Annotated in this window: 20 protein-coding genes and 1 tRNA gene; 9 read left to right on the forward strand and 12 right to left on the reverse strand. The window is 71.4% G+C overall.

What is annotated here, in order from left to right:
* From ACZ4Z3_RS01740 to ACZ4Z3_RS01750, 3 genes are all read left to right on the forward strand, one after another.
* The gene (locus ACZ4Z3_RS01740) at positions 1–1,317 is read left to right on the forward strand and encodes a PP2C family serine/threonine-protein phosphatase (RefSeq protein WP_468499163.1); all 1,317 of its coding nucleotides are present in this window, start codon (positions 1–3) and stop codon (positions 1,315–1,317) included.
* A gap of 141 nt (positions 1,318–1,458) precedes the next feature.
* The gene (locus ACZ4Z3_RS01745) at positions 1,459–2,805 is read left to right on the forward strand and encodes a vWA domain-containing protein (protein WP_468499164.1); all 1,347 of its coding nucleotides are present in this window, start codon (positions 1,459–1,461) and stop codon (positions 2,803–2,805) included.
* Positions 2,806–2,974: 169 nt separating this feature from the next.
* Complete coding sequence (locus tag ACZ4Z3_RS01750) at positions 2,975–4,693, forward strand: FHA domain-containing protein (RefSeq protein ID WP_468499165.1); 1,719 nt, start codon at positions 2,975–2,977, stop codon at positions 4,691–4,693.
* Positions 4,694–4,780: 87 nt separating this feature from the next.
* On the opposite strand, the gene ACZ4Z3_RS01755 is transcribed toward ACZ4Z3_RS01750, so the two are convergent.
* The gene (locus tag ACZ4Z3_RS01755) at positions 4,781–5,764 is read right to left on the reverse strand and encodes a methyltransferase domain-containing protein (protein ID WP_468499166.1); all 984 of its coding nucleotides are present in this window, start codon (positions 5,762–5,764) and stop codon (positions 4,781–4,783) included.
* Between the two features lie 182 nt (positions 5,765–5,946).
* Here ACZ4Z3_RS01755 and ACZ4Z3_RS01760 point away from each other — a divergent pair, with 182 nt between their 5' ends.
* Positions 5,947–6,360: a globin gene (locus ACZ4Z3_RS01760; RefSeq protein WP_099964576.1), complete on the forward strand. Its 414-nt coding sequence runs from the start codon at positions 5,947–5,949 to the stop codon at positions 6,358–6,360.
* A 25-nt stretch (positions 6,361–6,385) separates the two neighbouring features.
* On the opposite strand, the gene ACZ4Z3_RS01765 is transcribed toward ACZ4Z3_RS01760, so the two are convergent.
* The 7 genes from ACZ4Z3_RS01765 to ACZ4Z3_RS01795 all read right to left on the reverse strand — a co-directional run bounded on the left by ACZ4Z3_RS01765 (position 6,386) and on the right by ACZ4Z3_RS01795 (position 16,190).
* On the reverse strand, positions 6,386–7,075 hold the full coding sequence (locus ACZ4Z3_RS01765; protein ID WP_468499167.1) for a DUF8185 domain-containing protein: 690 nt from the start codon (positions 7,073–7,075) through the stop codon (positions 6,386–6,388).
* Entirely contained in the window at positions 7,072–7,485 is a 414-nt protein-coding gene (locus ACZ4Z3_RS01770; RefSeq protein WP_468499168.1) for an acyl-CoA thioesterase, read from the reverse strand. The genes ACZ4Z3_RS01765 and ACZ4Z3_RS01770 overlap by 4 nt, the downstream gene beginning before the upstream one ends.
* Positions 7,486–7,487: 2 nt before the next feature.
* Entirely contained in the window at positions 7,488–9,152 is a 1,665-nt protein-coding gene (gene ettA / locus ACZ4Z3_RS01775) for an energy-dependent translational throttle protein EttA (protein WP_468499169.1), read from the reverse strand.
* A 228-nt stretch (positions 9,153–9,380) separates the two neighbouring features.
* Positions 9,381–10,820, reverse strand: coding sequence for a Cys-Gln thioester bond-forming surface protein (locus ACZ4Z3_RS01780; RefSeq protein WP_468499170.1), 1,440 nt, complete (start codon positions 10,818–10,820; stop codon positions 9,381–9,383).
* A 344-nt stretch (positions 10,821–11,164) separates the two neighbouring features.
* Positions 11,165–11,644 (reverse strand): single-stranded DNA-binding protein, encoded by a 480-nt coding sequence (locus ACZ4Z3_RS01785; protein ID WP_468499171.1) that lies wholly within the window; start codon positions 11,642–11,644, stop codon positions 11,165–11,167.
* Positions 11,645–11,985: 341 nt separating this feature from the next.
* Complete coding sequence (locus tag ACZ4Z3_RS01790; protein WP_468499172.1) at positions 11,986–14,100, reverse strand: YfjP family GTPase; 2,115 nt, start codon at positions 14,098–14,100, stop codon at positions 11,986–11,988.
* A 470-nt stretch (positions 14,101–14,570) separates the two neighbouring features.
* On the reverse strand, positions 14,571–16,190 hold the full coding sequence (locus ACZ4Z3_RS01795; RefSeq protein ID WP_468499173.1) for a dynamin family protein: 1,620 nt from the start codon (positions 16,188–16,190) through the stop codon (positions 14,571–14,573).
* Positions 16,191–16,500: 310 nt separating this feature from the next.
* Between ACZ4Z3_RS01795 and ACZ4Z3_RS01800 the strand changes: the two genes are divergently transcribed.
* A tRNA-Arg gene (locus ACZ4Z3_RS01800) sits at positions 16,501–16,573 on the forward strand.
* Positions 16,574–16,690: 117 nt separating this feature from the next.
* Here the strand turns inward: ACZ4Z3_RS01800 and ACZ4Z3_RS01805 are convergent.
* A complete protein-coding gene (locus ACZ4Z3_RS01805; RefSeq protein WP_468499174.1) occupies positions 16,691–17,173 on the reverse strand; it encodes a hypothetical protein in 483 nt (160 codons plus the stop codon).
* 571 nt (positions 17,174–17,744) lie between these two features.
* On the opposite strand from ACZ4Z3_RS01805, the gene ACZ4Z3_RS01810 reads away from it, so the two are divergent.
* Positions 17,745–18,161 carry a hypothetical protein gene (locus ACZ4Z3_RS01810; RefSeq protein ID WP_468499175.1) on the forward strand — a complete coding sequence of 139 codons (417 nt, stop codon included), beginning with the start codon at positions 17,745–17,747 and terminating at the stop codon, positions 18,159–18,161.
* 29 nt (positions 18,162–18,190) lie between these two features.
* Here the strand turns inward: ACZ4Z3_RS01810 and ACZ4Z3_RS01815 are convergent, their stop codons facing one another.
* The 3 genes from ACZ4Z3_RS01815 to ACZ4Z3_RS01825 all read right to left on the reverse strand — a co-directional run bounded on the left by ACZ4Z3_RS01815 (position 18,191) and on the right by ACZ4Z3_RS01825 (position 20,091).
* The gene (locus tag ACZ4Z3_RS01815; protein WP_468499176.1) at positions 18,191–19,057 is read right to left on the reverse strand and encodes a tyrosinase family protein; all 867 of its coding nucleotides are present in this window, start codon (positions 19,055–19,057) and stop codon (positions 18,191–18,193) included.
* Positions 19,041–19,649, reverse strand: coding sequence for a tyrosinase cofactor (locus tag ACZ4Z3_RS01820; protein WP_468499177.1), 609 nt, complete (start codon positions 19,647–19,649; stop codon positions 19,041–19,043). The genes ACZ4Z3_RS01815 and ACZ4Z3_RS01820 overlap by 17 nt, the downstream gene beginning before the upstream one ends.
* A 160-nt stretch (positions 19,650–19,809) precedes the next feature.
* Positions 19,810–20,091 (reverse strand): hypothetical protein, encoded by a 282-nt coding sequence (locus ACZ4Z3_RS01825; protein WP_468499178.1) that lies wholly within the window; start codon positions 20,089–20,091, stop codon positions 19,810–19,812.
* Positions 20,092–20,620: 529 nt separating this feature from the next.
* On the opposite strand from ACZ4Z3_RS01825, the gene ACZ4Z3_RS01830 reads away from it, so the two are divergent.
* The 3 genes from ACZ4Z3_RS01830 to ACZ4Z3_RS01840 are packed head-to-tail and all read left to right on the forward strand — an operon-like array spanning position 20,621 to position 24,416.
* Positions 20,621–21,763 carry a DUF3344 domain-containing protein gene (locus ACZ4Z3_RS01830; RefSeq protein WP_468499179.1) on the forward strand — a complete coding sequence of 381 codons (1,143 nt, stop codon included), beginning with the start codon at positions 20,621–20,623 and terminating at the stop codon, positions 21,761–21,763.
* Between the two features lie 47 nt (positions 21,764–21,810).
* A complete protein-coding gene (locus ACZ4Z3_RS01835; RefSeq protein ID WP_468499180.1) occupies positions 21,811–22,992 on the forward strand; it encodes a glycosyltransferase in 1,182 nt (393 codons plus the stop codon).
* Positions 22,989–24,416 (forward strand): exopolysaccharide biosynthesis polyprenyl glycosylphosphotransferase, encoded by a 1,428-nt coding sequence (locus tag ACZ4Z3_RS01840; RefSeq protein ID WP_468499181.1) that lies wholly within the window; start codon positions 22,989–22,991, stop codon positions 24,414–24,416. Before ACZ4Z3_RS01835 ends, ACZ4Z3_RS01840 begins: the two co-directional genes overlap by 4 nt.
* Positions 24,417–24,418: the final 2 nt, after the last annotated feature.

The following is a 24,418-nucleotide window of genomic DNA, read 5'->3' on the forward strand; positions in this document are numbered from 1 at the left end:
ATGTCGCAGATGCCCCAGCCGACCGCGCTGACGAAGTGCCCGATCTGCGAGTGGCCCCTCGCCTCGGACGACCGCTTCTGCGGTGCGTGCGGCCATGACCTCTCGGCGGTGTCCGCACCGCCGGAGGACCACCCGACCCTGACGATGAACGGGACGGCCGGTGATACGCCGGACGAGGCCGCGTCCGTGGCCTGGCCCGTCGCCTCCGAACCGAGCGCGGACACGCCCCCACCGGTGGTCCGCCCCACCGACATCCCCGGCACCGACTCCGGCGGCGGCGAACTGTCCGGCCCCGGCCGCGGCGTGCGGTTCGACCGGCCCAGCGAGCCCGACGAGTACCCGCTGGCCGCGCCGCAGCCGCCGGACCCGCGCACCGGCGACCTCGCGACCCCGCCGGCCGGTACGAAGCTGTGCGTGGCCTGCCGCGCGGGCCAGGTCGACCGGGACGGCTACTGCGAGAACTGTGGTCATGCCCAGCCACGTGAACGTGACCACATGGAGCAGGAGTTGGGCGCGGTCGCCGCGGTCAGCGACCGGGGGTTGCGCCACCACCGCAACGAGGACGCGTTCGCCGTCTCCTCGACCGCGCTGCCCGACGGCTCGCCCGCGGTCGTCGCGATCGTCTGCGACGGCGTGTCCTCCGCGACCCGCCCCGACGACGCCTCGCTCGCCGCGGCCCGCGCCGCGAACGAGACGCTGCTGGAGTCCCTGCCCCGCGGCACCCACCCGCAGCAGGCCATGCACGACGCGATCGTCGCCGCGTCCAACGCGGTGAACGCCCTCGCCGGGGAACCGGAGACGGCCCAGGAGCACGCCCCGCACCAGAACGCGCCGGCGTGCACCATCGTCGGCTCCGTCGTCACCCCGACCCTGCTCGTCGTCGGCTGGGTCGGCGACAGCCGCGCCTACTGGGTGCCGGTGGACCGCGGCGCCCCTTCGGCCCGGCTCACCGAGGACGACTCGTGGGCCGCGCAGATGGTGGCCGCGGGACTGATGAACGAGGCCGAGGCGTACGCCGACGAGCGCGCCCACGCGATCACCGGCTGGCTCGGCGCGGACGCGTACGAACTGGAGCCGCACACCGCTTCCTTCAAGCCGGACCGGCCGGGTGTAGTGGTGGTGTGCACCGACGGACTGTGGAACTACGCGGAGGCCGCCGAGGAGATGGCCGAGGCCGTCCCCCTCGACGCGGCCCAGCGACCGCTGCACTGCGCACAGGTCCTCGTCGGCCGGGCCCTGGACGGTGGTGGCCACGACAACGTAACAGTGGCCGTCCTGCCGTTCCCGGCCCCGCCCCAGGGGGCAGGATCGGCCTGAGGACGCTCGCGGGCGGGGACTCGCGGGCGCCTCGGCGGCCGGACGGGAACGGCCGACGGACCGGAGGGGACCGGTCCGGGCAGAGGCACGCACAGTCATCACCCCACGTGCTGTGGGGCCGCTAGGGGGATCAGAGTAGGCATGGCCAATTTCTCGAAGTCGAACGTGCCGCAGTTCTCGGTGGACGTGTACCAGAACGAGTACCTGCCGGAGGGCGGCCGCGAGGTCAACGCGATCGTGACCGTGAGCGCGACGGGCGGCGGCACCGTGGGCAGCGCGGTCACGGCGCCGCACCTGTACTCGCCCGGCCAGGGTCCGTCCGCCGCCGTGGCGATCATGGTCGACTGCTCGGGGTCGATGGACTACCCGCCGACCAAGATGCGCAACGCACGCGACGCCACGGCAGCCGCGATCGACACCCTGCGCGACGGGGTCCACTTCGCGGTGATCGACGGCACCCATGTGGCCCGCGAGGTCTACCCCGGCGGCGGTCGGCTCGCCGTCGCCGACCCGGCCACCCGGGACCAGGCCAAGCAGGCCCTGCGCAGGCTCAGCGCGGGCGGCGGCACCGCGATCGGCACCTGGCTGAGGCTCGCCGACCGGCTGCTCGCCTCCGCCGACGTCGAGATACGCCACGGCATCCTGCTCACCGACGGCCGCAACGAGCACGAGTCGCCCGAGGACCTGCGGGCCGCGCTGGACGCCTGTGCCGGACGGTTCACCTGTGACGCGCGTGGAGTGGGCACCGACTGGGAGGTCAAGGAGGTCACCGCGATCGCCTCCGCCCTCCTCGGCACCGCCGACATCGTCGCCGACCCGGCCGCCCTGTCCGCCGACTTCACCCAGATCATGGAGGCGACCATGGGCAAGGAGGTCGCGGACGTCGCCCTCCGGCTGTGGACACCGGTCGGGACCCAGATCAAGTTCGTCAAGCAAGTCGCCCCCACCGTCGTCGACCTCACGGACCGTCGCACGGAGGCGGGCCCGCGCGCCGGCGACTACCCGACCGGCTCCTGGGGGGACGAGTCCCGCGACTACCACGTGTGCGTCGAGGTCCCTCCCGCGTCCCTCGGCCAGGAGATGCTCGCCGCCCGTGTGTCCCTGGTCATCCCGCAGTCCGACGGCAGCGCGCAGAACCTCGGCGCCCAGGGTCTGGTGAAGGCCGTGTGGACCGACGACATGGCCGCGTCCACCTCGATCAACCCCCAGGTCGCCCACTACACGGGTCAGGCCGAACTGGCACAAGTCATCCAACAGGGACTGGATGCCCGCAAAACGGGGGATATCGACGGAGCAACGGCCAAGTTGGGGCGGGCCGTCCAGCTGGCGAGTGCGTCGGGGAACGCGGATACTGCGAAACTGCTTGCGAAGGTGGTGGACGTGGTCGACGCGGCGGCAGGTACTGTGCGACTGAAGGCGAAGGTCACGGAGGCCGACGAGATGACCCTCGAGACCCGGTCCACAAAGACTGTTCGTGTAAAGAAGTAGAACGAGCGGCAGCAACAGCAGCAGCCGAGAAGTACCGGAAAGACCCAGTAGTACCGCTACGAGAGAGCCTGGCTCCCCCACCGGGGATCCGGACACGCTCGGCCATACCGGCCCGTCGCGGCCACAGGACCCGGCCCGAGTGCCGGAAAGGAGAGGGGGAAGCGCCGACATGCCGACCTGCCCGAACGGACACCAGTCGGGTTCCGACGACTGGTGCGAGGTCTGCGGTCACCGTATGGCCGGTGCCGTACCCCCGCCGCCGCCACCGCCGCCCCCGGGCGCCGGTTATGGATACCCGCCGCCCGGCTCCCCTCCGCCGCCTCCGGGCGCGGGAGGTCCCGGGGGTCCCGGCGGACGCCCGCCGCACCTCGCCGCCGAGCCGGAGCTCTGCCCGCAGTGCCGCACGCCCCGTGAGGGCGGCGCGCCCTTCTGCGAGGAGTGCCGGTGGAACTTCCTGACCAACACGGCGACCACGTACACCCCGGCCGCGCCGCGCCCCTCGACGCCCTCCCCCGGCCCCGGCGGACCGGGCCCCGGCGGTCCCGGTGGCCCCGGCCAGGGACCGGGCGGGAACCCGGCGCTCCGCTTCCAGCAGCCGCCCCCGCCCTCCTACGGCGGCGGTGACGCGTACGACTACCAGAGCTCGCGCCCCTCGCAGATGAACCGCCCCGCCGAGCCCATCCCTCCGGGCCCCCCGTATGGCTCCGACCCGGGCCAGGGAGGGCCTGGCGGACCGGGCGGCCCTGGTGGACCGGGTGGTGGCCCCGGCGGACCTGGGGGCCATGGCGGTCCCGGTGGTCCCGGGCGGCCGGGTGGTCCCTCCGGGTTCGGTGGTGGGCCTTCGGGTCAGCCCGGACAGTCCGGCCCCTCCGGATACGATGGCGGGCCCTCGGGCCGGCCCGGACAGTCCGGCCCCTCCGCGTTCGGCGGCGACCCCTCGCGTCCCGGCCCGTCGGGCTTCGGCGGTGACCCCTCACGGCCGGTTCCCCCGCCGCCCGGGCCGACGCCGGGTGGACCCGGTGGGCCGGGTGGACCCGGCCTGAGCAGCCCCGGTGGTCCCGGTCCGTCGGGCCCCGGCGGCTTCGGTGGTCCCGGCGGAGGCCCCGGTGGCCGTGGTCCCGGCGGTCCCGGCCCTGGTGGTCCGGGTCCCGGTGGCGGCCCCGGTGCGGGTGGGGCACCCCAGGCGTTCCAGCAGGCGGGTCCCCCGGCTCCCCCTGTCTTCCCGCAGGAGACCGGGCGCTCGCAGCCGGGCGGTCCCGGCGGTCCGGGGCGTCCCGGTGGACATCCGCAGTCGGGTGGTCCCTCCTTCGGGGGCGACGACGACTGGGTGATCTCCCCGCCCTCCTCGGGCGGCCCCGGCGGCTCCCGCGGCCCGGGCAGTCCCGGCGGTCCCGGCGGCGCGGGAGCGCGTCCCGGCGGCTACGGCTACCCGCAGCCCGATGTCACCCAGGCCCCGCCCGGTCCCTCGTACCAGCAGGGACCGGTGACCTGGAGCGCGACCATCGGTCCGGACCGTGAGTACTTCATGGCGATGATGCAGCGCTCGGGCCCCGAGGCCGCAGGGTTGAACCTGCCCGCGTACTCCCCCGAGCAGCAGCGCACCCTCACCGGCAACCAGATCACCATCGGCCGCCGCCGGCACTCCACCGGTGACACCCCCGACATCGATCTGTCCGTGCCGCCGGAGGACCCGGGTGTCTCGCACCAGCACGCCGTGCTGGTGCAGCAGCCGGACGGCACCTGGGCGGTCGTCGACCAGAACTCCACCAACGGAACCACGGTCAACGGCTCCGAGGAGCCCATCCAGCCCTTCGTGCCGGTCCCCCTCCAGGACGGGGACCGGGTCCACGTGGGCGCGTGGACGACGATCACCATCCGCCGGGGCTGACCCGCGAGGACGTGACGATCGGGGTCGGCCGACCGGTTCGGCCGGCCCCGCTTCGCTGCCGGGCAACCGCCGGCGGTGTTCCGGCGCTCACGGCAGGGGCCAGGCGTACGGCCCCTCCGGGTCGTCCAGCCAGGCCCAGGCCCGGTCGCCGCTGATGGTGATCCCGTAGCGCTCACGCGACGGCATGCCCTCGCGCTGCCACAGCGCGAGCGCCTCGTGCGGGTCGAGGCTGCCCGCCGTCAGGGTCAGCAGGAACCGGAAGAGATCGTGATCCCGGGCCTGTCGCGGCAGCCCGCCCAGATGCGGGTGCGTCCCTTCCGGCTCGCCGCCGCCCCCGCGCAACGGCACGAAGAACGCCGCCGTGTGCAGGAACCGCCCCTCCGCGTGCTCGTCGTCCATGACGCGCAACGCCACCAGCCCCGTGGCCATAGGTGTCAGGACGCGTCCGCCGGGGACGCACTGGGCGAGCCAGGCGCGCGGGATCGAGTGGAGCGTGCAGGTCGCGATGATCCGGTCGTACGGGGCCCGTTCGGGGACACCGCGCGCCCCGTCCCCGGTGACGACGGTCGGGTGGTACCCGGCCGCCCGCAGATGGGTGCGCGCGGCCTCCGTGATGTCGGCGTCCAGGTCGACGGTGGTGACCAGGTCGTCGCCCAGCCGGTGCGCGAGCAGAGCGGCGTTGTAGCCGGTCCCCGCGCCGATCTCCAGGACCCGGTGGCCGTCCTCCACCTCCAACTCGGCCAGCATCTTCGCCATCAGGGAGGGCTGGCTGCTGGAGGAGATCAACTCGCCGTCCCGGACCCGCGTGGCCAGCGGAGCGTCCGCGTACGCGCCCCGCACCCATCGCTCCCGCCGCCTCGGGTCGCGCTCCTCGCCCCACAGCCGCTCGAAGCCGCCCACGACCCCGACGTAGTAGTACGGGACGAAGAGGTGCCGCGGGACCGTCTCGAACGCCTCCCGCCAGATGGGGTCGGCGTCCCAGGCCCCGCTGCGCTCGATCTCGCGCACCAGCGCCGACCGCGCCTGCGCGGCGAGACGTTCCAGGTCGTGGTCCACAGCGTGCGTGCCCATGTCTCCACTCTGCTGCCGGACGCCTCCGGAGGCGAGTGTCGCGGCACACAGGTCCGGAATCCGCCGTTCCCCACCCCCGCACATCACCCGGAAGGCGCCGCCGGGCCGGGCACGATGCCGTCGGCCCCCCGGATTTCTCCATGGTCCTAAGCCTTGAGTCCTCCGTCCCCCCGTCTGAGACCATGGGACACGTGAAAGAGATTCGGCGCGGCACGCTGCAGGAGCAGACCTTCTACGAACAGGTCGGTGGCGAGGAGACCTTCCGGCGCCTCGTGCGCCGCTTCTACGAGGGGGTCGCCGAGGACCCGATCCTGCGGCCCATGTATCCCGAGGAGGACCTGGGTCCGGCGGAGGAGCGCCTCGTGCTGTTCCTGATCCAGTACTGGGGCGGCCCGACCACCTACAGCGACAACCGTGGCCACCCCCGCCTGCGGATGAGGCACGCGCCGTTCACCGTCGACCGGGCCGCGCACGACGCCTGGCTGAAGCACATGCGTGACGCCGTCGACGAACTGGACCTCTCCGAGGAACACGCGCACACCCTGTGGAACTACCTGACGTACGCGGCGGCCTCGATGGTGAACACGCCCGACTGAGCCGCTGAGCCGCTGAGCGGGAGGTTCAGCGGACGCTGACGTCCAGCGCGCCGAGTCCCGCGCGCCGTACGGCGATCGACCCGTACGGCGTGCGCAGGCGCAGCCACGCGCCCGACGAGAAGAGCGCAGGCTCCACTTCCTCCACCGTGCGGCCTCGCGCGGGCCGCAGGAAGCCCAGCGACTGGGCCGCGTGCGCGGCCCGCACGGGCAGGGCGGTGTCCCCGATCGGCCGGGACCAGATCTCCCTCCCGATCCGGTCCAGTTCGGCCCTGGTGCGCGCCTCCGGCGCCAGCTCCCCCGTGCGGGAGCGGAACTCGGCGACGGCCTCGGCGACGCTCGCCCGTACCGCGTCCTGGGCGGGCAGCCCCGCCTCTCGGCGCCAGCCGCCGCGCGGGGGCAGCACCCCGGCCCACGGCGGGCCGGTGACGGCGGCGGGCACGACCGCGGTGGCCGCCGACTCGTCGATCGACTCCAGCAGTTCACCGGCCGACACGGTCACGTCGAGCGTGACCTCCAGCCCGTCCTCGTACGGCTTCGCCAGCCGTACCGCCCGGATGGCCAGCACCTCGAAGGAGGGGGGCCGGCCGAAGACGGCGAGCGCGGTGCCGGCGGCCTGGAGACGCACCGCCGCACCCCGGTCGTAATGGAGCAGCCGGGAGAGGAAGGCAGCGAGGTCCGCCGCCTCCCCCTCGTCGGCCAGGTGGAGCACCGTCATGCGGCGACGGCCCCCTCCTTCTCGTCGTCCTGGTACTCCGCCAGGAACTCGCGTTCCTCCGCCGTGAGCCGACGGGGGCGCTGGGCCTGGAAGTCGAACGGCACGATCACCGTGGAGGCCGTGACATAGACCTGCTCGGGGTCCTTGACCTCGTAGGTGATCGTGAAGGACGCCGCTTTTATATCCGTGACCCACAGCTCGATGTCCACCGGCTTGTGCCGGTGGACGAGCTGCCGCCGGTAGTCGATCTCATGGCGTGCCACCACGGACCCCTGCTTGAAGTCCTTCTCCGGGCGGAACAGGAAGTCGATACGTGCCTCCTCCAGGTAGCGGAGGAAGACCACGTTGTTGACGTGGCCGTACGCGTCCATGTCCGCCCAGCGCAGTGGGCAGCGGTAGATGTGCCGCAAGATCAGCCCCGGGTCAGCTTCTTGTAGGTGGCACGGTGCGGACGGGCGGCGTCCGGGCCGAGCCGCTCGATCTTGTTCTTCTCGTACGACTCGAAGTTGCCCTCGAACCAGAACCACTTGGAGTCGCCCTCGTAGGCGAGGATGTGCGTCGCCACACGGTCCAGGAACCAGCGGTCGTGGGAGACGACCACGGCGCAGCCGGGGAACTCCAGGAGCGCGTTCTCCAGGGACGACAGGGTCTCGACGTCGAGGTCGTTGGTCGGCTCGTCGAGGAGCAGCAGGTTGCCGCCCTGCTTCAGGGTGAGCGCCAGGTTCAGACGGTTGCGCTCACCGCCGGAGAGGATGCCGGCCGGCTTCTGCTGGTCCGGTCCCTTGAAGCCGAACGCGGAGACGTACGCGCGGGACGGCATCTCGACCTGGCCGACGTTGATGTAGTCCAGCTCGTCGGAGACGACGGCCCACAGCGTCTTCTTGGGGTCGATGTTCTCGCGGGTCTGGTCGACGTAGGAGATCTTGACCGTCTCGCCGACCTTGATCGAACCGGAGTCCGGCGTCTCCAGGCCCTGGATCATCTTGAACAGGGTGGTCTTGCCGGCGCCGTTCGGGCCGATGACGCCCACGATGCCGTTGCGCGGCAGCGTGAAGGACAGGTCGTCGATGAGGACCTTCTCACCGAAGGCCTTGCTGAGGTTGTTGACCTCGACGACCACGTTGCCCAGCCGGGGGCCCGGCGGGATCTGGATCTCCTCGAAGTCCAGCTTCCGCATCTTGTCGGCCTCGGCGGCCATCTCCTCGTAGCGGGCCAGACGCGCCTTGGACTTGGCCTGCCGCCCCTTGGCGTTGGAGCGGACCCACTCCAGCTCCTCCTTGAGGCGCTTGGCGCGCTTGGCGTCCTTCTGGCCCTCGACCTTGAGACGGGACTGCTTGGTCTCCAGGTACGTCGAGTAGTTGCCCTCGTAGCCGATGGCGCGGCCGCGGTCGAGCTCCAGGATCCAGCCGGCCACGTTGTCCAGGAAGTACCGGTCGTGGGTGATGGCCACGACGGTGCCCTTGTACTGGGCGAGGTGCTGCTCCAGCCAGTTCACCGACTCGGCGTCGAGGTGGTTGGTGGGCTCGTCGAGGAGCAGCAGGTCGGGGGCCTCCAGCAGCAGCTTGCAGAGGGCGACGCGGCGCCTCTCACCACCGGAGAGCTTGGTGACGGCCCAGTCGCCGGGAGGGCAGCCGAGGGCGTCCATGGCCTGCTCCAGCTGGGCGTCCAGGTCCCAGGCCTCGGCGTGGTCGAGCTCCTCCTGGAGCTTGCCCATCTCCTCGAGGAGCGCGTCCGAGTAGTCGGTGGCCATCAGCTCGGCGATCTCGTTGAACCGGTCGAGCTTGCCCTTGATCTCGGCGACGCCCTCCTGGACGTTCTCCAGGACCGTCTTCGCCTCGTTCAGCGGCGGCTCCTGGAGGAGGATGCCGACGGTGTAGCCGGGGGAGAGGAACGCGTCGCCGTTCGACGGCTGCTCCAGGCCGGCCATGATCTTGAGGACGGTGGACTTACCGGCACCGTTCGGACCGACCACACCGATCTTCGCGCCGGGCAGGAAGCTCAGCGATACGTCGTCAAGGATCACCTTGTCGCCGTGCGCCTTGCGCGTCTTGCGCATGGTGTAAATGAACTCAGCCAAGAGAAACCGTCCGGCAACTTGAAATCTGGCAGTGGGCAGTACCACCCATCTTGCCGCACGGCCAGCCCTCGACGGAAACCGGATGGTGAGGCCCCGCAAGAGCGGACGGTGAGGCCCCGAAAGAGCGGTGCGGCCCCGGCGCCTGAGGGGCGTACCGGGGCCGAGTCGCTCGCGGAAGTCACCGCGCGGTCACTCGCTGTTGAGTTGCCAAGGAACTCTGCTCGTCGGCTACTGCTTCTGCTGCTCCCGCTTGCGCAGGACGATCATCACGGCGCCGCCGATCACGACCAGGGCGATGGCGACGCCCCCGATCACCGGGGTCGCGCCGGAGCTGCCGGTCTCGGCGAGATCACCGGCGGAGTCGGTGACGGCGCCGCCGACCGTCGCCGGACTGGGCTCGCTCAGCGTCTGCACGGACTCGCCGGCCGCGTCCGCCTCGGTCTCCGTCCGGCAGTCGAGGACACCGCGGAACTGCTTCGCGAGGCCGTTCGCTCCCTTGATCGTGAAGTCGTAGGCCTGGTCCTCCTGGAGCGGGATGGTCACCGTCCGGGTCTCGCCCGCCTCGATGGCGTAGTCGATCCCCATCAGCTCGAAGGCGAAGGGCTCGTCCCCGGGGTTGGCCACGGTGAGGTCGAGGCCGCCCTCGGCGCAGTTCTTCTCGGCGGACAGTGCGGGTATCGCCCCGGCGGTGGCCCACGTCGCAGTGGCCGTGGCGGAGACCGTGGACGCGCTGGAGCCCGCGAGGATCTGGGTCTGGCTACGGGTCTCGGAGGCGAAGGCGCGGCCGACCGGCACGGTGGTGGAGGCCTCGACGGCCAGCTCCGCCGAGCCGTCCTCGCTGTCCTCGGGCACCTCGAAGTACAGCTCGCTGCCGTCACGCGCCGAGGTCACGGTCTCGCCGTCCGCATCGACCACCTTCACGCCGGCCGCGGTGGCGTCCGACGGCGGGGTCACCGTGACGCCGTCGGCGTTGGTGCGCACCTTGACCGGCCCGAGGCGTTCGCCCGCCCGCCCGGAGACCGCCGGCGGGTCGAGGGTCAGCGAGGCCGCCGGCTCCGACAGGTTCCGGGCGCTCTTCTCCAGGTAGTCGGCGAGCTTCTCGGCCTCCGGGTCGAGGGCCGTCACGTCGGCCCCGTCGGAGTACCGCCAGATCGCGACCTGGGTACCGGCCGCCGCGTCCTGCTCGGTGAGCCCCTTGGCGCCCGCCTTGCCGGCGAGGGCGGCGAGGTCGTTCACCTGCGGGTACGAGTTCTGCAGGATCCAGTTGATCTTGCCGGCGTTCTTGTTGTGCCCCAGGGAGGTCCCGCTCCAGGGGGTCTCCTGGTACGTGGCGTCCTTCTGCGTGGGGTTCTGGAGGTCGACGCAGTAGGTCTGCAGGGTGCCGCCGCCGTCGACGAACATCTCGAACAGACCGGCGGGCAGCTGCTGCTCCTCACCGTCAGCGCGGAGCACGGCCGTCCCGTACGTCTTCAGGCCGCCTATGGTGGCCGTCGCTCCGCCCGGGCTCTGCACCGTCTCCTCGTCGGCGGCGGCCGTGCCCGCGGTGACGATCGCACCCGTGACGACGAGGCCGGTCGCGAGCGACACGGCGGCCAGACGGGCCGCACCTCTTCTGCACGCGGACCACCCGGACGACACGGTGAACGGCGCCGAGAACGAAGAAACCACAGAATTTCCCTTCGAGCAGGACCCGTTGACGTGGGGGGTTGTGGTCCCACCAGCAGAATCAGAAGCCCCGTGAGCTATGCCCGGCATCCTAGGGACGCGGCGCTCCGCTCTTCCCAGTCGTATGGTCGGACAACCGATCCGAATCGGAATCGTTATCGCCCGCACGGGTCACGGGCAGGGCTTATCGACAAATCGACGGCATTTACGTCCGGAGTGTTCGTCACGCACCCGCTGATAAGCCGCACTTCGAACCGGCTGACGCTCAGCAACGGCGCCGTGAACCGGACTCACGCACCCTGAGGAGGCGTCACTCCACCCTGATGTCACGCCGCCGCGCTCTGATGTCACGTCACTCCAACTGTCTGCGGGTGCAGTTCCGCCTCCGCCTCTGTGTCGAGGCGCCGACCGGGGGCCGGTGTCTCCCAGTTCGGCTCCGGCTGGGGCGGGGCCTGTGTCGCCGTCTCTCCCCGGGGTGTCCGCCGGAACGCGGAGGTGCCCCGCGACAGGTCGTGGCCGATGGCGACCGCGTCCACGTCCGCCGAGACCCAGCTCTGGCCGTCCCGTTGCTCGGTGCGCACCTTCAACCGCCCCTGCACCACGACCGGGTCGCCCAGCGACACGGACGAGGCCACGTTCGCCGCGAGGGTGCGCCGCGCCCACACCGTGAAGAAGTTGGTGTGGCCGTCGGTCCACTCGCTTTTCTCCCGGTCCCAGTACCGCGAGGTCACCGCCAGCCGGAACCGGGCCGAGGAGCCCGTCGACAACTCGCGGCAGACCGGCTGGGTCGCCACGTTCCCCACCACGCACACCATCGTCTCGTTCATCTCGCGAACCCTCCCTCACGCCGGCGCCGACGCCGGCCGGACACGCGTACGGGCCCGTCCCGTACGACCGCTGTCTGTCACGGTGACCGCGCCGTCCCCGCCCCGCCGCTCCGTGCGAGGGGGCCGTGGCGCTGCGATCGATCGCCGCGAATCCAGACTGCCGTCGCGGGGGCGAGCCCGCTGAGCGCTGTGTGCTACCCGCGAGTTGTGGAGAACTCCGCCACCCAAGCGAGTGAAAGGGCTCGACCCACGGGGTGGACCAGGCATATGACCCGACCGGGTGAACGAGGCAGAGGTCGGCGAGGGCTCACCCCACTTGGGCACTCACCCCACCCGTGCACTCACCCCACCGGTGCCGCCCCCAGCACCCGTCCGTACTGCTCCCGCACCTCCCGGTAGCGCAGCAACTCGGCGGCCACCGGGTCCAGCACCCGTGCCCGGCCGCACCCGGCCGCCGCCTCCCAGAGCCGCCGCTCGGCTTCGAGGCCGTAGCGCCGGGCCGGCCCCCGTGCCGCCAGCCTGCACCCCCACTCCACGACCGGACCTCCGACGATGCCGATCACCATCAGCAGCACCGGCACCCCCAGGTTGGGGGACATGACACCGATGATCTGCCCCAACAGCCACACCCCGCCCAGGACCTGAAGCACGGTCATGGATGCCTGGGCCAGCACCGCGGCGGGCCACCAGCCCGGTCGCGGGGGCCGTCCGGTGGGCGCCCCGACCCGTGCCGCCAGCTCGTCCAACGCCTCGGGCAGCCCCAGCGCCCCGCGCGCCGCCGCCTCACGCACCGCCTGCGCCCACGGCGCGGGCAGCCCCGCCGAGGCACGGTCGGACAGGACCCGTACGGCCTGCTCGACGCGCTGCCGCGCGGTGGGCTCCTCGTCCACGGGCATCCTCAGGGAGTGACGTCCGGTCGGGAGGTCGCTCCGCCCCTGGTACCAGCGCCACAGCCGGAGCCAGGGCGTGCCGCACGCGCGGTTGGCGTTGCGCAGCCAGGCCCGTTCGGCGGCCTCACCCGCAGCGGTGGCGCCCACCGCGTCGGCGAGCCGCGCGGCGAACTCGTTCCGCGCCCGCTCACTGAGCCCCGTGCGCCGCCCGGTCGCGTACACCGGCCACAGCCGCGCGGCGGCCGCGTCCAGATCGGCTTGGACCCGACGGCCCGGTGCTCCGCGCTCGGCCACGAACTGCCCCAGCGTCTCCCGCAGTTCCGCCACCCCGTCGCCGGTGAGCGCGGACAGGGCGAGCACGGCGGCGCCCGGTTCGCCGTGCTCCCCTAGCGCGATCCCGTCCTCGTCGAGCAGCCGCCGCAGATCGTCGAGCACCTGGTGCGCGGCCTCACCGGGCAGCCGGTCCACCTGGTTGAGCACCACGAACATGACCTCGGCGTGGCCCGCGAGAGGCCGCAGATACCGCTCGTGGAGCACCGCGTCGGCGTACTTCTCCGGGTCCACGACCCAGATGACCGCGTCGACGAGCCCGAGGATCCGGTCCACCTGCTGCCGGTGCTGCACCGCCGCCGAGTCGTGGTCGGGCAGGTCCACCAGGACGAGACCGGCCAACTGGGCCTCCGCCTCCGCGCTCTGCAACGGCCGCCGCCGCAGCCGTCCCGGAATGCCGAGCCGGTCGATCAGGGTGGCGGCGCCGTCGCTCCAGCTGCACGCGATGGGCGCCGCCGTGGTGGGCCTGCGGACGCCCGTCTCCGAGATCGCCACGCCGGCGAGCGCGTTGAACAGCGTCGACTTACCGCTGCCGGTGGCGCCCGCGATGGCGACGACCGTGTGCTGCCCCGAGAGCTTGCGTCGCGCCGCCGCCTCGTCCAGCACCCGCCCCGCCTCGGCGAGCGTCCTGCTGTCCAGCCGTGTCCGTGACAGCCCGACCAGCTCCCGCAACGCGTCCAGCCGCGCCCGCAGGGCGGAGTCGTACGCCAACGGGCTGACCGACTGCGAACCGGCGGGCCTCGTCTCCACCACCGACACCGGTGCGGCCTCCTCGGAGCCGCTCGTCTCTGACACCCGCCGCGCGATGAGCCCGTCGTCCCAGGACTCCTCGGCCTCCCCGCGACCAGCGGACTCCGCACCACGAGCGATTTCCGAACGGCCGGGGTCGCTACGGCCGACGCGGTCCGTACGGGCCGGATCGGTACGCCCGGTATCGGTACGGCCGAGGCGCCCCGTACGACCAGTGCGATCGGTACGGCTGACGCGATCGTTGCGGCCGACGCGGTCCGTACGGGCCGCCGACTGGGCGGAGGCGATGCGCCGCGAGCCGGCCCTGTCGGGCCCGTCGTCACACTTCTCGCGCGCGTCGTCACCCTTCCAGCGCGCGTCGTCGCCGTTCACGCGCGCGTGGGCACCCTTTTCGCGCCCTTCCCGGCTAGTCGTGCCCTCCGGGGGATGTTTGTCCTCCTCCTGGCTTCGCCTGCTCTCCCAGCTCCAGCGGTCTTCCCGAGCCACCCGACTCCACCAGCTGCCGCGCCGCTCCCGCTTGGCGGGCTGCTCCGGAGCCTGACCGTCCTGTTCGTTCTGATCCTTCTGTTCCTTCTGTTCCTTCTGTTCCGGATCCTTCTGTGCCCTCTGACCTTCGTGGCCGTCCAGGTTCTTCGGGCTCTCCGAACCCTCCGAGTCGTCCTCGGCATCACCGTCCTCGCCAGTGCCGTCTGCCGCGTCAACAGCTTGAGCCTCAGGCGCCCCTTCAACATCACTGAGCTCATGAGCCCCATCAGACTCCACAGCCGCTCGAGACTCAGCAGCCTCCAACTCGGCCGCCTCACCAAGCACACCAGGCTCCCGCGAGCCTTCGCTGGCTGAACCCACCGAGCCAGGGAGGCCACTCTGGTCACTCTGGCCACTCTTCAGATCGTCGGCCTTGTCGGGGACGCCGTCCCCGGTGTGGTCCGCGTGGTCAGTGACGGCGGTCACGGCGGTCACCTCTCCTTCTGCAGTACGGACAGCGCGGCGATGAGTTCGGCCTGCGGCTCGGGGTGGACATCGAGGGCGTCGAGCGGAGCGAGGCGGCGATCGCGCTCGGTGTCGAGCGCCCGTTCGAGGTACTCGGTGAGCAGCCGCCCGCCCCGGTCCCGCAGCCGGAGCGCGCCGTGCGCCCCGATCCGCTCGGCGAGCCCCTCACCGGCCGCCCTGGCGCGGCGGCCGCCCAACAGGGCCGTGGCGACGAGGGCGGCGACGGCCTCGGGGTCGGGCGCGAGGCCCCGGTCGAGGTCGCGCACCTCCTCCTCGGCGTACTCCTCCAGGACGCGCCGCCAACGCCGTACGGTCATCCCGATGCGGTGCTCGGTGTTCCCGGAGGTCGACAGACGGTCCATCAACCCGGCGGCGACGGCGGCCGGTTCGCGCCGCCACGCCTCGCGGATGCGCTCGTCGGCGGCGGTGACTGCGCACATCAGCAGCGTGCCGAGGCTCTCCACGAGCGCGTCGAGCAGTTCACCGGCGGTGCAGTCGAGCGGATAGCTGCGCCACCGCTTCAGGGCGTCGCCCGCGAGTACGGCCCCTGCCTGCAGCCGCCCCTTCACGCGCGCGTGCTCGCCGTCGTACGCCATGTCCACGGCCGAGGTGAGCCGGAGCGCGGCGGAGTACTGCTGGGCGGCGGCGCTGGCCAGCTCGGGCATCCGGGTCCGCAGCGAGTCGAGTACGCCGTGGGCGGTGCGGGCCATGGCCTGCTGCCGCGCGGCCGGGTCGTTCGCCTGCTGGGTGAGCCAGGTCAGCAGCGGCGCGACGGCGGTGGCCGGCAGCAGCCCGCCGCCCCAGGCGGACTCGGGGAGCTCAGGCACGGTGAACCGGGGCACGTCGCCGAGCCCCGCCTTGGTCAGCAGGGCCGCGTACTGGCGGGAGACCTCGGACACGACCTGGTGGGGAACCCGGTCGAGCACGGTGATGAGGGTGGCCCGGTGCTCCTTGGCGGTGCGCAGCAGATGCCACGGCACGGCGTCGGCGTACCGCGCGGCCGTGGTCACCATCACCCAGATGTCCGCGGCGCAGATGAGTTCCGCGGCGAGCACACGGTTCTCGGCCACCAGGGAGTCGATGTCCGGGGCGTCGAGCAGGGCGAGACCGCGCGGGAGGCTCTCCGCGGTCTCGATGCGCAGGACGCGCTCGCCGTCCCGGTCCGGGGGAAATGAGTCGTCACCCAGGGTCTGGCCCAGTTCCTGCTGGGGCAGCCACGCGCGCGTGAGGCTGGGCAGGACGCGCATGCCGCTGAACCAGTGGTGGTCCTCGGGATGACACACCAGGACGGGCGTCCGGGTGGTCGGCCGCAGGACGCCTGCCTGGCTGACCTTCCGTCCGACCAGGGAGTTGACGAGGGTGGACTTACCGGCCCCGGTCGAGCCTCCGACAACGGCGAGCAATGGCGCTTCGGGTTGCCGCAAGCGGGGCACCAAGTAGTCGTCGAGTTGCGCGAGCAGTTCGTCGCGGTTGGCACGCGCGCGCGAGGCCCCTGCCAGGGGCAGCGGAAAGCGCGCGGCGGCGACACGGTCGCGCAAGGTGGAGAGCGCGTCGAGCAGCTGAGGCCGTACGTCCAAGGTCACCACATGCGAAGAATGCCCAATTTTGTGGACTTTCTGAAGCATATAAGTACGTCTGCGCGCCGACAGAACACACGGGATGGAGGGGACGAGAGGGGCGCAGGCATAACGAGTGCACAACACCCGAGGCCGGAGGCGCCAAAAGAGGTGCACGATTCGTACCTGCCTGCGATTATCAGGACCGCTTCACCGAACCTCCACATTGAGCCACGGAGGCGAAGCAACAGGGGCAAGGACTCGGGAGCTCTATCCTTGTCCCCGGCAACGTCACGGATCAGCCCACACCCGGGCACCACGACAGAGGCCACCACACCCGGCCCCCGTAGCTCAGTGGATAGAGCAGGCGCCTTCTAAGCGCTTGGCCGCAGGTTCGAGTCCTGCCGGGGGCGCCCACACCCCGCCCTCCTCCGGGAGGGCTTTTTTGCTGGTCAGACGCCATATCGGGACCCGGCAGAAAGCGGAGCCCCCTCGGTGGCCGAGGGGGGTATTCCGGGGCTGTACGGCTGTCAACGGGATTCTGCGGGGCGCCGTGTCGAATACGTGTCGAAGCTCTGGGCGCCGATCAGGACGACTTCCGGCGAGCCCCCGGGGGAATCAACGCACTGATCTTCGACAGGATCCGGCAGGTCTCCAGCGGCTTCGAGCCGCCGTTTCAGGTCAGGCAGCTGCCCGTCGACGCACCGGGCGTACGTGGCCAGCAGCACGGGCACGCTGTTGCCGGCCCACCCGGCGACCTGAGCGGGCGGCATTCCGTCGTTGAGCCACTTGGTGAGGCGTGTGTGGCGATTGTCGTAGACCCGCCTGCCGGTCGGCGAGTCGAAGACGTGCGGTGGCAGCACGGCTTGCCGAGCACCGCGCCAGGCGCGACGGATCACGGATCCCGCGAGGACGCCACCGTTCTCACCCTGGAAGAGGAGATCACCGGGCTTCATCTGCTCGTCCTCGATGTGCTGCCGCAGAATGCGGGTCAGCGCGGGGTGCCCCGGCACCGTGCGTGTCTAGCCGGGCAGCCTCACATCGGCCACGCGCATGGCCACGGCCTCTTCCGGACGCAACCCGCAGTAGTACTGAACCGTTCCGGGTTCGGAAGGGACTCCGCTACTCGGTCCGAAGTCGCTTTCGGTGGCTGGTCCTGATGTGCCGCCCTCCGGTGGCAGGATCCTGTCGACCGGTAGGCTGGCTCGTTTCTTCGCTGCCCCGCATGGCGGTGGCCTGTCGGCGATGTGCCGCCCGCCGGTCGCAGGCCGTCCGGTGCGGTGTCGCTTGCCAGGAGCGTGCCGCTGGCCCGATTGAGGCGTGCCCCAGCGCCGGACGATCACCTGAGCGTCCGGCATCGTCGCAGGGAGGCACATTGGTCGTCGTCGGGACAGACGGACACAAGAACACCCACACACCGATGGCGGTCGGTCCACTGGGAAAGCGGCTGGCGGAACTGGCGGTGGCCGCCGGGCCCGCTGGCAGCGCGGGAAGTCCGACCCGATCGATGCCCAGGCAGTGGCCCGCGTCGCTGTGCGCGAGCCCGACCTGCCCAAGGCGTGCCTGGACGGGCCGAGCCGGGACATGAAACTGCTCGTCGACCATCGGCGCACGCTGGTGGCCCAGCGCACCGCGATCGGCAACAAGCTGCGCTGGTTCCTGCATGAGCTCGACCCGGAGCCGGCCGTCGCCTCTCGTGGTCTGCGCCGCCTGTGCGTTCTGGACCATCTGGCCCAAGCCGTGGTCCAGCATCGCGGGACGCTCGCGGCCATCGCTGCCGAACTGATCGCGGACTGCCGCCGTCTCTCGGAACGCATCAACGCGCCGGAGAGCCAGATCCGTCGTTTGCTCACCACCCGAGCACCGCATCTGCTGGCGATCCCCGGCTGCGGCGCTCTGGGGGCTGCGGTCAGCCAACGTCAACCCGCCCTGACCTGCTGGTCAGCCACTCCCGCGCAGCGGGGGAACCTCAAGCGGAGCCAGGACAGGTCAGGCCCGTGAGCGGCCCACCCGCGGGGCGGTCGTGTCTGCTACACGTAGCGGTAGACCGCGCTGTGATCCTCCAGTTCGTCCGGAGTCACGTCCCACGGCGGCATCCTCTCGTGCCGCGCGACGATCCGGCCGTGCTGGGCGTCCTTCGGGCCGGGGGGCTTCGCGGGGAGGTAGCGGGTGTTCCGATGCCGCCGCTGCCAGCGGGACCACACCAGGTCGACGAAGGCATGGTGCATCCAGAAGACGGGGTCGTTGACGGAGGCGCCACTCACCATGTGGCCGCCGACCCACCGGTGGACCCGGTTGTGGTTGCGCCAGGACACGGCGCCGCGCCCCGGCCCCCACCCCTCCAGCTTGTTGCGGAACCCCTTGGCGGACGTGGAGTTCCAGGGGGCCGTGTCGTAGACCGGGTCCGCGAGTGCGTCCTGCACGTCCCGGGCCGTGGGCAGAGCAATCGGGTCCCGTGGACGGCCCAGGTCCCGCATGAGGTACTCGACATCGGTGATCCCCTCCTTGATGGTCCACCGGCCGTGGCGATAGGCGAAGGGACCGGTCATGACCTGCCGGTCGGAACGCCGACCGGTGCCGCCGAGAAGGTCCTCGGTCCACGGCACGGCCGTCGAGGCACGGTCGCGTGTCCAGTCCCAGTACGGCACGGTCACCGACTCGTCCACGCGGCGCAGTGCCCTCTCCATGTCCAGCACGAACCTGCGGTGCCAGGGCAGGAAGGAGGGTGCCATGTGGGCCGTGCGCGTGCCGTTCTCACCGTCAGGAAGGAAGTACTCGATGTGCATACGGACGAACTCGTCGTACTCACCGCGGCGCTTGACCTCGATCAGCGCGGCGACGAACCGGCGCCGCTCGGCAAGGGTGAGTGTGCCGACGTCCCTACGCGTGTACACCATTTCGGTGACCCTCCTCGATTCCCTGACCGCCGTTCGGCGTACCGCCGTCGTCCGTGCGGTCGGCGGTTCCGTTTGCCGCGCCCAGCCGGGCGGTGGGGCCGAGTTCGTCCACGGCGGCGCGCGCCGCGGCGAGGGGAGTCGGATACGACTGGTAGTGGTCGACCATGGTCATCCAGCTGCCGTCGACGCGGCGCATGAGGTGCAGCGGCCGCCCGTCCACGGTGACGTGCCATCCGCCGGAGGCGTCGTCGCCCAACGGCCCGGCGTCGTCCGGGACGATGACGATGCGCCGTCCGCGATACGTCTCCCGGAAACATGCTCTCTCCGGCCCGGTCGTCCCCGATGCCACCAAGAAGGGAGCGAGTGCCATCCCGGCCACTGACGCGGACAACCCCCGCAGCATGTGCCTCCGCCCGGCGAACTCCGTGGAGTCGACGGCGAGCGACGAGCAAGCGGCCTCGGTGTCCACCGGCCCGGTCACGGCTTTTCCGGGACTCGGTCGGAGATCCTCATTCTGGACCTCGTACTCGCCTTGCACGTCAGCATCAAAATTCTCCACCGAATCCAACACTCCCCCGGATTCCTCGCACATCACCTGAACAGAGATTTCAGCATCGCGATTGCAGGCACACGGGCAACACTGAGGCCGACACCGCACGCGCGGAATCGGCCTCCGTGGAGCAACCACCGGGAAATGCCAGAAACGCCGGGTCAAGACGGGGCCGGCATCGCGACCGGGGACGTTCTCACTTCTACTGCGGCAGACCGCCCAGCAGCGGGGTGCCGGTGCCCAGGGCGGTGGACGTGCGTTCGACCGTGGTCAGCAGCGCCCCCTTCTTCTTTCCCTTCTCCTTGGCGTCGAGCACGCCTCCCCTCAGCAGCTGCGCCTGGACAGGGCCCTTGTCGAGCGTCCTCACCGTGTTGTTGAGGCTCTGGCGCGCCGCCTCGGTGGCGTTCTGGGCGAACGCGGGCGCGGCGGTACCGGCGATGATCAGGGTCCCGGTGACGACGGCAGCGGCTTTCAGCGACTTCATGTGCGTTCCTTCCTTCGGCGAACTGGGTAGCCGGGGCGGATTCTGACATCGAGCACAACGAACGCCGACGGGTCTGGAAACCCGCGTGCGGGAGATCGCCGAGTACTCATATGAAACCTCTGAAGGATTTGCCTCCGAAATCCGGGAGGGGCCGCCAGAAGGAGCCGAAACCTGCGCCGGCGCAGTTCGACTGGTGGCCACCCACGCCACCGAGCCTGCCGACCTGCCGAGGCGTGCGGACGCGACACCACCAACTGCAGGGCATGCGCCTGGGGCCCGCCTTCGAGCGGCACGGTCGCTCCGGCAGGGTGCCCGACGTCGCGACGGACACGGCGCGTTCCGGAGGGTACGGCTGGTGAAGAGAAAGCAGAATGCTCCCACTTCACCAATCCGACACACTTGCACCGTTTGACCGGTTTATGTCCTATGACGGCTAGAGTTTGCGCACGCCTGGACGCATCCCCACAGCATGCACATCGCTTCTGACTCCCCTTGGCACTTCCGCCTTCCCGAAAGGACAGCGCCGGTCATGCGCAACTCCCTAGCCCTTCTGCTGCGCCGTACGACGGTGGGCGCCCTCGCGCTCGCCGGGATGTGGGCTCCCACCGGTGCCCTGGCGGTCGCGCCTGTCACAGCCTCCTCGCAGGAGGCCGGCAGTCTCCCCTTCACCCAGCGCTACCACGCCCTTCAGCACGGCGGGATCGTCCGCGCGGCCAACGTCTCCATCACCTGCCGCACACCGAACCACCGGTTCCCGCCGTCCGCAGCACCTTCCTGCCCAGCCGCCCGGGAGGGCGCGACCGGGGTGAACGGTGACTTCGACATGACGTACGTCGACGTCGACAAGGACCCGAACACCTACAACTCCTCCCGCGCGGAGGTCCGTGTACCCGAGGGCTCACGGGTCAGCTACGCACGGCTGTACTGGGGCGGCAACCTGCGCGTCGGCGAACAGAAGCCGCCCAAGGACAATGGGCGGGTGCTGGTCGCCGAACCCGGCGGTGAGTACAAGGAGGTCCTCGCGGACACGGTCGTCGGCCACCGTGTGGCGCAGGGTGCGGACGCTTTTCAGGCCTCGGCGGACGTCACGGGACTGGTGCGGGAGAGCGGGCCCGGTCTGTACACCGTGGCACAGGTCAATGTGGCGATGGGAAGGTCGGCGGCGGGTGCGTGGGGTGGCTGGACACTGGTGGTGGCGTACGAGAACCCGGAGCAGCCGTTGCGGCACCTCGCCGTCTGGGACGGCTTCGACGCGCTGAAGTCCGGTGCGGGGCAGGAGATCCCGCTGCGCGGGATGCGTTTCCCGACGGGCGCGGGCGGCCGAGCGGGCCTGGTGACGTACGACGGCGACCACGGCGCGACCGGCGACACTCTCACCCTCACGACCACCCGCGCGTCCTCCGCCACACTGCCCCACCACACCGAGGTCACCCCCCTCACCAACTCCGCCAACCCCCGCGACGACGTCCTGAACTCCACGATCAGTGAACCGGGAGCGTCAGAGCCGGAGCGGGTGCCGGCGTACACCCGCACCCTCGGCTACGACTCCGATGTGTTCGATCTCGGAACGGGCCTGCGCCACGGCGGCGACCAACTGACCTTCCGAGTCACGTCACACCGGGACCGGGTCTGGGCCGGCGTGCTCTTCGTCGCCGTCGACGCCCTGCGGTAAGGCGCCTTCCTCCCGTCCCGAGCGTCCCGCGCGCGAGGAGATCACACATGCACACGCCAACAACTGACCCTCGGCCGCGGGTCCTGCACCTCACTCAGCCCGTGGAGGGCGGAGTCGCCCGCGTCGTGACGGACCTGGTGCGGGCGCAGCTCACGGCCGGCCTGGCCGTCTCGGTGGCCTGTCCCGACGGGGCACTCACCACAGGCCTCCGGCAACTGGGGGCGGACGTACGGCATTGGCACGCGACGCGGTCACCGGGTCCGTCACTCGTGCGGGAGGTACGACATCTCGCACGCGTGATCGATGACGTGCACCCTCATCTGGTGCACGCGCACAGCGCGAAGGCCGGGCTCGCCGGACGGCTCGCCGTCCGGGGGAGGATCCCCACCGTGTTCCAGCCGCACGCCTGGTCGTTCGAGGCCACTGGAGGGGCCGCCTCGGCGCTCGCGCGGGCCTGGGAGCGGTGGGGAGTGCGTTGGGCCTCCCAGGTGGTGTGCGTGAGTGAGGCGGAGCGTATGACCGGCATGCGCTCCGGGATCAACGGACGGTGGAGCGTCATCCCCAACGGCGTCGACCTACAGCGCTTCCGCCCCGCACCCGCCGCTACCGTACGGGCCGGGCTGAGGCCGTTGCGCGAGGTCGACCCCGCCGCGCCGCTCGTGGTCTGTGTGGGGCGGCTGTGCCGGCAGAAGGGCCAGGCCGTACTGCTGAGCGCGTGGAGTTTCGTCGCCCGGCGGGTGCCCGGCGCGCGTCTCGTCCTGGTCGGCGACGGGCCGGACCGCGACCGGCTTCGGGCGTGCGCGCCGGAATCCGTGCTTTTCACGGGCGCGGTCTCCGACGTCGTCCCCTGGTACCAGGCCGCGGACCTTGTCGTTCTGCCCTCCCGTTGGGAGGGCATGGCGCTGGCCCCGCTGGAAGCGATGGCCTGCGGCCGGCCGGTGGTGACCACAGACGTCGACGGTGCCCGCGAGAGCCTGCCCCTCTCCCTCGCACCCCACTGCCTGGTCCCTCCCGAGAACCCGGCGACGCTGGCCAAGGCCCTTGCCGACCTTCTGCTCGACCCGCCGCTGCGCGCATCGCTCGGCCGCCAGGCGCTCCAGTACGTCCTGTCCTCGCACGACGTGCGGCACACCGCCGAGGCGGTTACGGACGTCTACCGCCATCTGATCGGCGTGCGACCCGATCCCCGCGTCGCACCCCCGCAGCATAGGGAGTCCATCCACTCGTGACCGCGGACAGCACCATCTCCTCCCCCGCCACACCCCCCCGGGAACACGGATCCCCGCCCGTCTCGGTCATGCCGACGCGCGGGGCCCCCCCAAGTGCCCCCCGACCCGCCGGCAGGCCGCGGCCCCCGGGATCGGCGTCGCCGGTATCCCTGCTCGTCGCGGACGGAACGGCCGCCCTGCTGGGTGTCCTGACACTGACCGGGCCTCAGCTCCACCCGCACGCCTTGGCCTTGCTGGCCGCGTTCGTGCTGCTGCGCCCGCATCGCACGCGCCCGCCGCTACCGGGCGTCCTCGACGAACTGCCCGCCCTCTGTGGCCGGACCGCGGTGGCCTGGCTGGCGCTCGCCGCGCTGACGGCGGCCTACCGGCCGGAGCACGCGTTGTCCGCCCGCACCCTGCTGGTGGGCTTCGCCGTGCAGGCCGCGGCGAGTTGCGCGCTACGCGGCATCGTGCACACGTGGTGCCGCTCCGCGCTGCTGCGCAACCCCGGCGCCGCGCTCGTCATCGGCCCGGCGGCGACCGCGCAACGCGTGGCCGCCGCCGTGTTGCGCCACCCCCGGTGCGGGCTGCGGCCGGTGGGAATCGTGGCCGAACAGCAGGACGGCGCCGGGGGCCTGCCGGTTCTGACCACCGGTGAAGAGGTCGCGAGGGCGGTCGTTCAGAACGGCGTTCGGGCGGCGCTGGCCGTCGACCCCTCCGTACGGTCCCAGCAGGGACCGCTCCTGAGCGCGCTGGCCGAGTGGGGCTGCGCGGTGTGGGAGGTGGACCCGGACTCTCCGTCGTACGCGACGAAGGAGCGACTGGCCGGGTTCTCCTGTCGGCTTCTGCAGAGGTCCGCGACGCCACTCGCCGGCGCGGGCAAACGGGCGTTCGACGTCCTCGTGTCGGCGACGCTGCTGCTGCTGGTCAGTCCCCTGTTGCTGGTGTGCGCGGTGGCACTGCGGATCAGCGACGGGCCGGGGGTGGTGTTCCGGCAGGAGCGCATCGGCAAGGACGGAAAGCCGTTCACGCTGTTGAAGTTCCGCACCCACCGTCCCCTCGACGAGCACGAGGCGGCGACCCGGTGGAGCGTGGCGAACGAACACGAGATGCGTGCCTTCTGCCGCCTGCTGCGTCGCACCTCGCTCGATGAGCTCCTCCAACTGTGGAACGTGCTGCGGGGCGACATGAGTCTGGTCGGACCTCGGCCCGAGCGCCCCTACTTCGTCCGACAGTTCAGCGAGTCCTACCCCGGCTACGCGGCTCGCCACCGTATGCGGACCGGCATCACCGGCCTCGCCCAGGTCCATGGACTGCGCGGTGACACGTCCATCGAGGACCGCTTCCGGTTCGACAACGTCTACATCGACAACTGGTCGCTGTGGCAGGACGTGTGCATTCTGTTGCGCACCGTGGGCACACTCACGCGCCCGACAGGAAGCTGAGC

The organism is Streptomyces sp. NPDC030296, from assembly GCF_055572815.1.